Raw genomic sequence first — 12,581 nt, forward strand, 5'->3', positions numbered from 1 at the left:
TTCGTTATCGGGTGTTTCTGTCGAACACTGTCTGACTGCGTGTCATGCGTGTCATGCGTGTCATGCGGGGCGTGCTTGGGGCGGCTAGCTCACGACCAGGATTTCGCCTCGTCCGTCGACCGCGAGATCGCCCGTATAGCGCGTCGGCAAACTCGCTGTGCGCCACTGCGAAAAGGGTGCGATCTCATCGGCGAGACTGCGTACGAGGAGTGCCCAGAACACATCGAAACCGCGACCGCCCTCGGCAAACGTCGGCGGCAAGTGCATGGGCCGCTGGGTGAGCAGGAGGGTGCCGCGCCTCATACCGTATGCATAATGCGCGCCCGCTTGACCGGCAATCCCAATAGTGCCTGCCACAAGCCGCGATGCGGCAAAATCTCCCGCGTTGCCGCCAACCAGCACGAGTCCGCGGCGCATGCGATCGGCGAGCCGCGCGCCCGCGTTGCCGTGAATCGTCAGCGTGCCGCCCGTCATGCCTTCCATGTCGCCGGCGAGGGCGCCGGCGGCGAAGTCGCCGCTATGCCCGGTCACCGTCAGACGGCCGCCGCGCATTTCGCAGCCGGTAAAGTGACCCGCATCGCCCTCGATGTGCAATACGCCGCCCGCCATCTGGAAACCGCTGTAATCCCCGGTCGAGCCGTGCACGACGAGGTGGCCGTCCGCCATGCGCGCGCCGACGCGGTCGAGCCATGGCGCTGCGTTTTCGATCACCAGGGTAGCGCCGGTGTGCGGCGCAGCAGATTCAGCGGCGGCTTCACTGCGCGACACGTCGAACACATCGCCCACGTTACACCTGTCATTGCCCGCGGGTAGGACAATGCGCTCGATTTCCGCCGTGCTCATCGCCGCCAGCGTCGCCGGCAGCAAGGCGGACGCGTCGACGCGGAAGCCGGGTGGCGTTGTCACGCGCAGGGTGATGCGAAGACTCATGCGCGGCTCCCGTCGAAGTCCGCTGCGGCGCTCGCCGCGAGGCTGTGCAGATGGAAGTGGTAAGGTCCCAGCTTGCCGCCGTAGTTGCCCGCCGAAATGCGCAGCAGGCCCGCCGCGCTTCCGAGCCTGACGGCCGCGGCGATACCCGCGCTCATCGCCGCACCGACATCGGCGTCGGTGAGCCCGTCAATCACGATTTCGAGCACGCACCCGACTTCCGCGCCCAGTTCGCTGCGCGCGGAGAGACCTGTGAGGGTTGGACAGAACGCGTCGTTGGTGGACGCGCTCGCGCCCTGGTATTTCGAGCCGACCTTCGATCCCGACCGGACCACGCCGCCGGGGAACGGCATGACCACGTTCGGCAGCCTGCGCATCGCCGCGACCGCGGCTTCGGCGGCGGCGAGTGCGGCGTCGATATCGCGCGCCAGCAGGATCAGGTTGCCGCCGCCCACGGCTTTGACGGTAAGCGCCGTCTCCTCGCAGACGAACTCGCCGTCCATCACCGGCACACGCCAGTAACGCGTGTCGCCGAGCATCTTCGAGATCTGCCAGCCGTCGCCGAAAAAACGCAGCCCGCTGCCGAGCGATGCCCGATCGGAAAGCGGTGCGCGGCTCGTCTCGGGATCGATGCCGCCATACACGGCGGTGGTCGGACAAGTGAGCACGCATTGTCCGACGCGCCGTTCGATCTGTTTGGCCAATTCCTTCGACGACACCGCGAACAGCAGCACCGTCACGCCAGGGCGGCCATCCGGTGTTTCTCCGGCGCTCAGCGTTCGTTCGACGCCGGCCTCGCAGCCGCAGCCGATCACCGAGGTCGCGAACCCTGTCAGCGAGATGGCGGCGTTCATCGCCCACGCCGGCGTGTGGGCGGTGATGACGAGCCGGGTCGCCTTCATCGGAAACGCTTCCGCGAAAGTGGCGTCGATCGTGGTGCCGTTGATCTGCAGGGTCGCCGGGGCGCTCATGGTATGTGGGCCATTGGGTCAGCCGTTCGCGAGACATTCGACGGGCAGCAGCCTGCCGCCGCGGCAGCAGTTGCAAACCTCGTCGTCGCTGATCGCGGCGTGCGCGAAGTTGCTCGCGAGGTTGGCGCCGCTATAGGCGCGCAGTGTCTTCTCGATGCCGCGGTCGAAGTCAGGCGAGACGAAATGGATGCCGCCCGTCGGCGTGGCGACCAGCGTGCCGTCGCAAGCGACGAGTTCGCCGTCCTTGAATACATAGGCCGGCGAGGTGAACATCCGCTCGCGATCCGGGTCGTCGCGATAGACGGCGATGTCCGCCGCAGCGCCTGCGGCGAGATGGCCGCGGTCGCGCAGGCCGAGCAGGCGTGCCGGTCCTGCTCGCGTGATGATGGCAATTTCGTACAGCGAGAACTCGCGCGTCAGTTGTGCCAACGCGCTCGCCACCTGGGCGTCGGCATTAAGCTTTGCGAGCTGCTCATCGCGAAACGACTTATCCATCAGGAGACGGATCAGGTGCGGATAGCTCGTAAACGGGCCGCCGTTCGGATGATCCGTCGTCATCGCGACGCGCCACGGGTCGTCGACCAGCAGGAAGATCTCGAGGCCGACAATCCACTGCAATGCATTCACATAGCTCTGCTCACGATAGCGGAACGGCACCACGCCGCAGCCCGCGTCGCATTCGATGTCGCCGACCACCCACTTGTGCGGCCGCCCGAGCGGTGTGTTGCGGAACTGCATCATCGTGTCACCCGAGGCCGTAACGGTCTGTCCGAAGATGATCTGGCCGACGTCGATCGACACGTTCGGCCGTGCGTTCACCGCCTCTGCGATCTGCCGGGCGCCCGACGAGAATTTTTGCGGACCCTCAGTGCCATAGCTATGAAACTGGATATGCGTGAGATGGATCGGCAGACCGTCGGCGGCATCCATGGTGGCGATGGTCGAATCGATGTTGCCGGGCACGCCCAGATTGCTGGCGTGTACGTGCAGCGGGTGCGGTACGCGCAGCTCGGTCAACGCGCGCGACAGTGTGTGCAGCACATCGCGCGGCGTGATGCCGTAATGCACGTGCGGCTCGTCGACGTTCAGCGAGCGCTGGTTGAACTTGAACGCGGAGATGCCGCCAGGGTTGACGACCTTCACGCCGAGCGCCTTGCTCGCATGGATCGTCCAGCCGATGTAGTCGCGCAGACGCTCGAAATCGTCGCGGGCGGCGAGCATCTGCAGGAACAGCTCGTCGTTGCCGAGCATGACGTACGCGCCGTGATCGATGATCGGGGTGTCGCCCATCTCAAGGTGCGTATGCCGCGCGTTGGAGGGCATCATGGCCGGCTCGAAGGCGGCCGTATAGCCCATCTCGGCGTAGCGGTAGCCGGTCGCGAGCGTGCCGGGCGCGCAGACTCCACATGACGGCAGCCTCAGGTAGCGGCCGTTTGCGTCCTGCACCGCGTCGTACGCGGGTTCGCGCACAGGATCGTTACGATGATCCTCGGGGAGCAGCAGGCGCGCGAGATTGGTCTTGCCGCCGCCGATATGCGAGTGCATGTCGATGCCGCCTGCCATCACGATCATGCCGGTGGCGTCGTATTCGCGATCGGCTGGCGTCGTGGCGGGCACGTCGACGATGCGGCCGTCGCGAATCGCCAGATCGCGGCGCTCGCCGTCGACGCCGTTGGCCGGGTCGAAGATCCTGCCGCCCTTGAGCCGGATGAGACTCATGGCTGCACCTGCGGGGCAGGCGGGGCATCGAGTTGCGCCGCCAGGCGCTCCGCGATCGTTGCCACCGAGGGCAGTCCAACGCTGCGTGCGCAGGCGAGCGGCATCACGACCGGGCCGTCGACGCGAAACAGATGACCGGCGCTATCGATCCCAGGCGTGGCGACCGGAATAAAGACGGTAGCGGCGCCGCGCGCTTTCGCGGCTTCGGCCAGAGCAGGATGGCCAAGCACGATCAGAGGCACCGTCTGATCTAGCGCTTGCGGCCAGACCGGCGGCGCGAAGCTGGCGACCCACAGCAGCGCGTCGATCTCGCCGTTGGCAAGCAGCCGCCCGGTGCGATACCGGTACGGATCGTAGTCGAGCGGCGCCGTGCCGGCGGTCCGCGAGGGCGTCGAGACCCGCGTCCGCAACGGCAGACCCGAGAGCCACGCCACGGTCTGGTTGACCGTCAAGGCGCCGTCATCGCCGCCGAGCGCGAGACAGCCCGCGCGCACGGTGCGGTTGGCTGCCTTGACGATCCGGTTCAAGGCCTCGATGAGCAGGGCTGCGTGCGGACCGGGCAATGCGGCGGGCTCGTAGACCAGCACGGTGTAGTGGGCAGCGGCGATGCGTGCCTGCAGGCGGGCGAGTTCCGCTGCCGTGTCTGCGGCGCTGTCGTACAGCGCACGAGCCGCGCGTCCTTCGCAAAGGGCGGACCAGAGCGCGAGCGTGTCAAAAGGATCGTTGTCCGGAAGAATCGCTTCGGCTCGCGTATTCGCCAGGCCGGCCGCGGCGGGATCGGGCGGACAGCCGACGAACACCAGCTCGCGTGTCTGTTCTGTGCCTGCCAGCGCGCGTGTGAAGAAGCGCGGATAGCGCTGCGACGGCTGGCAATTGAAAAACACCAGCAGGTCTGCACGCGAGCGCACCTCGGACAGCGTGGTGAAGAACGATCCGCGATCCTGCAACGCAAGCGTGGCCGCGCTCATCGCATCGCCGTGCCAATGATCGAGGATGGCGCCGCAGCCCGCGGCCAGCGTGTACAGCGCGCGGGTCCCGGCTACATCGGTGGTCAGCGCGCCGAATAAAGGGCGGCGTGCCGACGACAGGATGCGCGCCGCGCCAGCCAGCGCGGTATCGAGATCCGCGTCGTGTCCGTCGACGCTGCTGCGGCACTGTGCATCCGCGCTGCTGTAGCAGGCGAGCGCCTGGGTGAGGCGCCGGCATTCGGTATCCGGCACGGTGAGCGTGGCGTCGTCATGCGACTCGACTACGAGGTCGTCGCACAGCAGCGGGCAGAACGGGCAAGTCCAGTCGCGCGTTAGCGACGAGGCAGGAACGTGGGCCGTGGCCGATGGGGTCGTGGACGATGGATCGATGGGCGAGAGGTGCATGGCCGCACTTTTAGCAAGCTCCATGCCGATTTGAGTCCAGATGCCATAGCGAGGTGCGCGACGCATCGCGCGCCGCTTATGTGGCCTTGCGCTTAAAAGGATCGATACCGTCGCGATATGCGCGCTGCCCTGCACGCAATGTGTCGGCTGTGCAACGGGCGCGCCGCATTGCTCCGCACAGGTTGTGTGTCAATCTGGAGCAGAGTGTCACAAACGGCACCTTTAGCTTGCCGTTTGTTTACAGCCACGGCTTCTCCGGCGATTGGCATGAAAGTTGTATAGCACGCCTATGTTGATTCGACGAATGGCAGGCCTATACGGCGATCGTGCAGCGCAGACGCCACAAGCCATGCCGAAGCGCCGGTACGGGCCGCCGCTGCCATGTCCTCGCGATGGCGAATGCCGCCCGCGCCGATCACGGCGGTATGCGTGGGAGCATGGGCACGGATACGCTCGAACGTGGCGAGGTCGGGACCGTCGTAGCTGCCTACCTGATCGAGCGTCATCGCGATCACCCTGCGAGGCCACCATGCCGAGGTGTGCCCGGCTGGGGTGAGCGAAGACGTAGCCGTGATCAGTTGACCGGCGCGGTGGTCGAGCGAAAGGATTGGAGAAAGCCCAGCGGTTTCGGCGGCGCGTAGTGCGTCGATGTCGTGCAACGACTCGCTGCCGAACACCGGCACGAGCGTCGCGAGACCGTGCGGAGCAGACTGGCGAGTGCCGTCGAGGCTGTTGCGCCGGATCGTTTCTTCGATACGCGCGAACAGCGCATGCATCGACGCATAGTCGGAATAGCCCGCGTCGAGCCAGATGTCGGTGCCGGGCAGGGCGGCACGTAGTGCAGCGAGCGTCTCGACGTGAGCGCCTTGCTGAAGGATCGCGCCGAGGTCGGCGATATAGAGCGTCCGTGCGCCGCTTGCAGCAAGCAGGGCGCGGGCGATGTGAAGCGGCTCGCTGGTAGCGGCAAGTGGCGAGTGGATCGGCTGATAGGCTGTCCGTTCGCCGCGCACCGCACGTACCACGTGGCCGTCGAGCAGATCGAGAACCGGTATCACCTGCATGGGGGCGCGCTCCTTTGACCAAGATCTTTGTCTTCGAGTATCTCACCGGTGGCGGCATCGATCCGGCACATGCCGGCGCGGGAAGTCTGGCCGACCTGAGCGCGCTGATCGTCGAAGGCCGGGTGATGCGTGACGCACTGGTGAGCGACCTGCAGGAACTCGACGGAGTGGACGTGAGCTTCGCGAGTTCCCGTTTTGAAACCGTCGCATCGTCGCGCGTTCATTGTAGGGCCGCACAAGGCGAGTCGATGACCGCCTTTGTCGCGAGGGTAGCTCGCGAGCACGACTACGCGTGGATCATCGCGCCGGAGTGCGACGGTTTGCTGCTGCATCTGTACGACGCGGTGGGCGCCGCGCGCTGGCTTGGCTGTTCGAAAGAATCGATCCGCGTGGCGTCGAGCAAGAGCGCGACTGCGGCGTGCCTGACGGCGCACGGCATCGCCACGACGCCGGCTGTCGAACCTGGACAGCTCGCCGGGCAGGCCGCCGGACAACCGGGCAGCGGTTGGGTCGTGAAACCGGATGACGGCGCGGGCGGTCTCGATACCTTCGTATTCGACAATTTTGCCGACGCCTGCGCCGAATACGACGCACGTGCCGCCGCCGCGCGCAATCCGGTGCTGCAGGCATGGGTCGACGGCGAGCCGCTCAGCCTCTCCCTGATCTGCCACGGCGACGGCGTTGAACTCGTCAGCATCAACCGGCAGCAAATCAGCCTGAGCGAAGGCGATGCGGCGCAGCAGCAACCGCACATCGTGGAATTCGATGGCGTGATGGTCAACCAGATCGACCTGGCCGGCGACCAGGGCCGCATGCTCGGCGCGCTCGCGCAGCGCGTGGCTCAGGCGCTGCCTGGGCTGCGCGGCTTCGTCGGCATCGACGTGGTGTGGCATGCGTCGCGCGGCCCGATTGTGATCGAGGTCAACCCGCGTCTGACGGTGGCGTATGCCGGGCTGTCCGAGGCGCTCGGCGGCAACCTCGCGCACGCCCTGCTTGCTGCCCACGGCGTGCGTATCGTGGGGTCCGGTCCGGCGGCGCGCAACTGTGGCGCACCGCCCGCCTGCGGAGCGCAGCGATGAGCGCCGGGTTCGGCGCCGATGCAAGCGTCGCTACGGCGGATGGCGCGGCGGTATTCGGCTGGGATGTCGGCGGCGCGCACGTGAAGGTGTCGATGGCCGATGCCGCGGGCGCGGTGCTCGATGTCGCGCAGTGGGCTTGTCCGCTATGGCAGGGCCTCGACCATCTCGAGCGAACCATCGACCTTGTCTTCGAGCGCTGGCCGGCCGCCCGGACTGACGCCCCGCTGCACGCGGTGACGATGACCGGGGAGATGGTCGACCTCTTCGAGGACCGCGCGCATGGCGTGCAGGCCATCGCTGCTGCGCTCGCGCAGCGGCTCGGGCCGCGCTTGCGTTTCTACGCGGGCGACGCCGGCTGGCTCACGCCGCAGTCCTGCGCGGACGGTTGGCGCAGTGTCGCCTCGGCGAACTGGTTGGCCACCGCGAGCTGGATCGCGTCGCGTGTACCCGATGCGCTGCTGATCGACATTGGCAGTACCACCACCGACATCATTCCGATCGCCGGCGGTGGCGTCGTCGCGCGTGCTGCGACGGATGCCGGGCGGCTCGCCACCGGCGAACTCGTGTACCAGGGCGTGGTGCGCACGCCTTTGTGCGGCCTCGCCCAGCGCATCGAGTTCGCTGGGGAGACCGTCAACGTGATGAACGAATGGTTTGCGACCACGGCGGACGTTTACCGCCTCACGGGCGAACTGGCGCCGCACTACGACCTGTATCCGAGCGCCGACCAGGGACCGAAGACGGAAGCAGCCAGCCGCACGCGGCTCGCGCGGATGATTGGCCGGGACGCCCATGAAGCGGGTTCCGGCGAATGGCGCGGGTTCGCGCTGCGTTGGCGCGAACTGCAGTTGCGCGAGATCGGCGCCAATCTGGCGCGCGTGACGGCGGCTCACCCTGAGCTCGCCGCCGCACCGCTGGTCGGCGCAGGGTGTGGACGCTTTCTCGCGGCGGCGCTGGCCAGTATGGAAGCCAGTGAAGCGCCACGCGCGTACATCGATTTCGGCACGCTGGCGGGTGTGCCGGCGAACCGGTCGGACTGGGCCGCAACGTGCGCGCCGAGTGTGGCGATAGCGCTGCTTGCGGCGACTCGCCACTGGGAAGCCGGTGATGCCAGCCGCAGCGGAGCAGCGCGGGCGGCCTTGAGCAGTTGAAGGGAAACGAGCGGAAACGCGCGGAAGAGGACAACGATCATGTGGGTGGTCAAGATCGGGGGCAGCCTGAGTCACGATCCGATGCTTCGCAAGTGGCTCGTCGAGCTATGTGAGGTGGGGGGCGGGCGCGTCGTCATCGTGCCCGGTGGCGGCGACTTCGCGGACAAGGTGCGGCAATACCAGAGCGAGTGGCGCTTCGACGATCTCGCCGCGCACAACATGTGTCTGCTTGCCATGACGCAATACGCGATTCTCATGCAAGGGATATTGCCTGAACTCGTGCTCGCTTCGAGCGAGGCGAAGATCCGCCGCGCGTTGCGCGACGGCCGCGTGGCCGTGTGGGTGCCGACCTCGCTGATGCGCGATACGCCGGACGCGATGAGCAATTGGGACACCACCTCCGACAGCCTTGCCGCATGGCTCTCGACCATGCTCAACGCCGAGCGGTTGATCGTGGTGAAGTCATGCGCCATCTCGGAGAACGAGCGGCTCGAGACGCTGGCGGCCACGGGCGTGGTCGACCGCCGTTTCGTCGACCATGTGATCGAGGCCAATTACGTGGTCGAGATGTTCAACAAGGACAGTGTTGCGCTGATGCGCGACCGGCTGCTGAACATCCCGGTGATCTAGTATTCGTGCCTATTGCTGCGCGGTCTTTTGCGGCATCCTGGGTGCGAGGCAACGGCTTGCGCGCAATCAGGTGCATTAAAGACGTGCAGCGCCGGAGGCCTGGGTGTTCGCCGCGGCGAGCGCGCCGCTTGTCTCTCCAGCAGGACGGTGCAGTGCGGTGGCCCATTGCGCCACGCGTTGCGGATCGAGTCGCGAGCGCCTTCCATCGACACATAATGCCGTGCGAAAACCCGCCACGTCCGGCGCGAGCGCCCGGATCTGCTCGAACTGCGCCCAGCCGAGCGAGCCGGCGATGCCGCTCATCGCGCCGCGCTCGCGCGTGAGCCGCAGCCATTGCGCGAGCGAATCGCCATCCACGTAATCGAACAGTGTGCGGCCGTCCTTGCCGGCGGTGTCGAACATCACCCCGACAAAACCGAGCGTGGCCGTATAGGCGACCAGTTCGCTTTCCATGCCGCTGTCGCACAGCAGCACCGGCACGACCGCAGCCGGCAGATTGGCCAGTTGTTCGAGACAGCGTCGTGCAGACGGACCGGGCGCCACACCCACTTTCACGTAGTCGATGCCTGCATCGCTGACTTCAATGACACGGGTGGCGATTTCATCGAGCGCGTCCGCCGGCACGTCGCCAATCGTTGCGCTAATCGGCTTGACTGGATAACAGGCGCGAAGCTGGCGGACGATATGCGTGATATCGCCGATCGACAGACCGCCGAGCGCGCCCGCGTTCGGTTCCTTCAGGTCGATCAGTTCGGCGCCGGCACGAGCGGCGTCCAATGCTTCGTCGTCCGAGCGGACGCTCGCGAGCAATGCGGTCATCGATATTCTCCGAAAAGGCGGGACAGACTAGTGCGCTATGAGTTCGGCGGCTGAACCGCCGGAAGATTCGAGGCTCTCGCGATGCCGCGCGATCGCGGCGGTGAGCCACCCCCAGGCAGTGAGTTCGGCATCGCCGGCGGTTTTGTCGATGGCGATCTGCAGGTAGGCCATTTCGCGGTCCACCTTGTCGGCCGGCAGCATGAAAAGCCGGCTCACGAGAATCGCGCCTTCTACCACCGCGGCCTGGGCGCGGTTAAAACCGGTGAACGGCGCATGGTTTTCGCGGTGCACGCATTTCATGCGCAGCACCGGGCGCTCCTTGTCGTCGCGCAGTTCGTCGAGTTCGAGTTCAGCGTGCGCCAGCGACCCGGCGAGCCTGATGCTCGCCACACGGCTGGCGGCGACGGTGGGCCAGTCGCTCGCGCAATGCGTGACGCAGCCGGCGAAGATACGGACGTCGGTGGTGAAGTTCAGCACTGCAGCCCGCGACGCGACGATATTGTCGAGCGTGACCGACGGGCGAAACGGCGAGAGGATGACGAAGTCGTCCTCGTAACGGGCCCCCATGGGCGCGATATGAGGACGGCCATCGCACGCTGCTGTGGTGACGATCGTTTCGTGGATCATGGATGGGAACGCGTGTCCTGGCAGCGCCGAAAAGCCGGCCGGTTAGTCAGGGATTACCGCAAATCCGCCGAAGGGCCGCGTGTCGCGGCCCTGGCGGGCTTAACGCGTAGCGACGTACATCGTGATTTCGTAACCAAGACGTATATCGGTGTAGCTCGGAGTCGTCCATTGCATACGTGTTTCCTCCATGTGTTGGTACAGCGTTGCGCCGTCGGCCCGGCGTGATGCCGGACTTCATTGGCGTTGGTTACTACGCAAGCTCCATGCCGGGTTTTCGATGACCTGGCACAAGCGACGTGTGGGCGCGCCGCAATGCAGCGTTTGCCGAATTGCGCCGGTGCGACCACGGTGTGCGCAGCGCGATGCGCTCGCGCCGCGCACTGTTCCGGGAATGCAGCAAAGTGTTCCATGCCGGGCAGCACGGTCCTGTTCTCCTGTCACCCGGTGCTCGCCGATCCCATGCAGATCATTCTCCATCGATCGTTCGCGCATGTGTTGAAAAATCGCTTCGCGTTGTGCAATCGATAACGGATCGGTTAAGTCTGCCAAATGAAATCGTGAATTCTCAGTGACTGCGTTCCTGCATACAGTGCAAACAAGCGCTCCGTTCTTCCGGCAGCGCACCTGTTCACCTTCGAGGATATGTCATGAACGATTTCAGTCAACCGGTCATTGATTCCATACACAAGCCGCGCGACGCGCAGAAACCTCGCGAACGGTACGCCGCGGGCGTCATGAAGTATCGCGAGATGGGCTACTGGCAGCCGGATTACACGCCGAAAGATACCGACATCATCGCGCTCTTTCGCATCACGCCGCAGCCCGGTGTCGATCCGGAGGAGGCGGCGGCAGCTGTGGCCGGCGAATCGTCGACGGCAACCTGGACCGTGGTATGGACCGATCGCCTGACCGCCTGCGACATGTACCGTGCGAAAGCCTACCGCGTCGATCCCGTGCCGGGCGTGAGCGCCGGCGAGCCGCAGTATTTCGCGTACATCGCCTATGAACTGGATCTGTTCGAAGAGGGTTCGGTCGCCAACCTGACCGCCTCGATCATCGGCAATGTGTTCGGCTTCAAACCGCTCAAGGCGCTGCGTCTCGAAGACATGCGCATACCTGTTGCTTATCTGAAGACCTTCCAGGGGCCGCCGACGGGCATCGTCGTCGAGCGCGAGCGGCTCGACAAGTACGGCCGGCCGTTGCTTGGCGCGACCGTCAAGCCGAAGCTCGGTTTGTCGGGCAAGAATTATGGCCGGGTCGTATACGAAGGATTGCGCGGCGGCCTCGATTTTCTGAAGGACGACGAAAACATCAACTCGCAGGCCTTCATGCACTGGCGCGACCGTTTTCTGTTTTCAATGGAGGCGGTGAATCGCGCGCAGGCGGAAACGGGTGAAGTCAAAGGCCACTACCTGAACGTGACGGCCGGCACGATGGAGGACATGTATGAGCGCGCCGAATTCGCGAAGCAACTGGGTTCCTGCATCGTCATGATCGATCTCGTGGTCGGCTGGACGGCGATTCAATCGATGGGGCGCTGGGCGCGCCGCAACGACATGATTCTGCATCTGCATCGCGCGGGCCACAGTACCTATACGCGGCAGCGCAATCACGGCATCTCGTTTCGCGTGATCGCGAAGTGGCTGCGCATGGCGGGCGTCGATCATGCGCATGCGGGCACTGCGGTCGGCAAGCTCGAAGGCGATCCGCTGTCGGTGCAGGGGTATTACAACGTGTGCCGCGAGGCGCACAACGAGGTCGATCTGTCACGCGGGATTTTCTTCGACCAGCCGTGGGCGGGTTTGCGCAAGGTGATGCCGGTGGCCTCGGGCGGCATTCATGCAGGGCAGATGCATCAACTGCTGGACCTGTTCGGCGACGACGCGATCCTGCAGTTCGGCGGCGGCACGATCGGTCATCCGGCCGGTATCCAGGCGGGCGCGGTAGCGAATCGCGTTGCGCTCGAAACGATGGTGAAGGCGCGCAACGAGGGCCGCGACATCGTGCACGAAGGGCCGGAGATTCTCGAAGCGGCGGCGCGCTGGTGCACGCCGCTCAAGCAGGCGCTCGATACGTGGCGGGATGTGACGTTCAACTACGCGTCGACCGACACGCCGGATTTCGCCGCCACGCCGACAGCGGCCTGAGCGGCGGCTATCCAGAGCGGGTAGCGGGTATTCAGGGTTTCTCAATGCGGGTCCGGTAGCAGTGCAGCCGCACTGCG

12 protein-coding genes are annotated in these 12,581 nt (G+C 65.6%); 4 read left to right on the plus strand and 8 right to left on the minus strand.

All coding sequences use genetic code 11. From position 1 onward, the window contains the following. Positions 1 to 84: 84 nt before the first annotated feature. The 5 genes from P3T24_RS22045 to P3T24_RS22065 all read right to left on the minus strand — a co-directional run bounded on the left by P3T24_RS22045 (position 85) and on the right by P3T24_RS22065 (position 6,051). Complete coding sequence (locus tag P3T24_RS22045) at positions 85 to 930, minus strand: formylmethanofuran dehydrogenase subunit C (RefSeq protein ID WP_429437825.1); 846 nt, start codon at positions 928 to 930, stop codon at positions 85 to 87. Next, positions 927 to 1,898, minus strand: coding sequence for a formylmethanofuran--tetrahydromethanopterin N-formyltransferase (gene fhcD / locus P3T24_RS22050; protein WP_429437827.1), 972 nt, complete (start codon positions 1,896 to 1,898; stop codon positions 927 to 929). Before fhcD ends, P3T24_RS22045 begins: the two co-directional genes overlap by 4 nt. Positions 1,899 to 1,916: 18 nt before the next feature. Further along, entirely contained in the window at positions 1,917 to 3,617 is a 1,701-nt protein-coding gene (locus P3T24_RS22055) for a formylmethanofuran dehydrogenase subunit A (protein WP_429437830.1), read from the minus strand. After that, positions 3,614 to 4,990 carry a formylmethanofuran dehydrogenase gene (locus P3T24_RS22060; protein WP_429438192.1) on the minus strand — a complete coding sequence of 459 codons (1,377 nt, stop codon included), beginning with the start codon at positions 4,988 to 4,990 and terminating at the stop codon, positions 3,614 to 3,616. Before P3T24_RS22060 ends, P3T24_RS22055 begins: the two co-directional genes overlap by 4 nt. A 287-nt stretch (positions 4,991 to 5,277) precedes the next feature. Next, positions 5,278 to 6,051, minus strand: coding sequence for a HisA/HisF-related TIM barrel protein (locus P3T24_RS22065; protein WP_429437832.1), 774 nt, complete (start codon positions 6,049 to 6,051; stop codon positions 5,278 to 5,280). 14 nt (positions 6,052 to 6,065) lie between these two features. Here P3T24_RS22065 and P3T24_RS22070 point away from each other — a divergent pair, with 14 nt between their 5' ends. From P3T24_RS22070 to P3T24_RS22080, 3 genes are read left to right on the plus strand one after another with little or no spacing between them, the layout of a single operon-like run. Continuing rightward, the gene (locus P3T24_RS22070; protein ID WP_429437834.1) at positions 6,066 to 7,130 is read left to right on the plus strand and encodes an ATP-grasp domain-containing protein; all 1,065 of its coding nucleotides are present in this window, start codon (positions 6,066 to 6,068) and stop codon (positions 7,128 to 7,130) included. Then, complete coding sequence (locus tag P3T24_RS22075; protein WP_429437836.1) at positions 7,127 to 8,281, plus strand: hydantoinase/oxoprolinase family protein; 1,155 nt, start codon at positions 7,127 to 7,129, stop codon at positions 8,279 to 8,281. The genes P3T24_RS22070 and P3T24_RS22075 overlap by 4 nt, the downstream gene beginning before the upstream one ends. A 39-nt stretch (positions 8,282 to 8,320) precedes the next feature. After that, a complete protein-coding gene (locus tag P3T24_RS22080; protein ID WP_429437839.1) occupies positions 8,321 to 8,911 on the plus strand; it encodes an aspartate kinase in 591 nt (196 codons plus the stop codon). Between the two features lie 75 nt (positions 8,912 to 8,986). On the opposite strand, the gene P3T24_RS22085 is transcribed toward P3T24_RS22080, so the two are convergent. The 3 genes from P3T24_RS22085 to pqqA form a co-directional block, all read right to left on the minus strand. Then, positions 8,987 to 9,730, minus strand: a complete 744-nt coding sequence (locus tag P3T24_RS22085) for a (5-formylfuran-3-yl)methyl phosphate synthase (protein WP_074264703.1) — start codon at positions 9,728 to 9,730, stop codon at positions 8,987 to 8,989. A 27-nt stretch (positions 9,731 to 9,757) separates the two neighbouring features. After that, the gene (locus P3T24_RS22090) at positions 9,758 to 10,357 is read right to left on the minus strand and encodes a DUF447 domain-containing protein (RefSeq protein WP_429288409.1); all 600 of its coding nucleotides are present in this window, start codon (positions 10,355 to 10,357) and stop codon (positions 9,758 to 9,760) included. Positions 10,358 to 10,456: 99 nt separating this feature from the next. Continuing rightward, a complete protein-coding gene (gene pqqA, locus P3T24_RS22095) occupies positions 10,457 to 10,546 on the minus strand; it encodes a pyrroloquinoline quinone precursor peptide PqqA (RefSeq protein WP_429437842.1) in 90 nt (29 codons plus the stop codon). Between the two features lie 458 nt (positions 10,547 to 11,004). On the opposite strand from pqqA, the gene P3T24_RS22100 reads away from it, so the two are divergent. After that, entirely contained in the window at positions 11,005 to 12,504 is a 1,500-nt protein-coding gene (locus P3T24_RS22100; protein ID WP_429437845.1) for a form I ribulose bisphosphate carboxylase large subunit, read from the plus strand. Positions 12,505 to 12,581 lie beyond the last annotated feature (77 nt).

The organism is Paraburkholderia sp. GAS33 (genome assembly GCF_050436645.1).
Lineage (GTDB): Bacteria > Pseudomonadota > Gammaproteobacteria > Burkholderiales > Burkholderiaceae > Paraburkholderia > Paraburkholderia phenazinium_B.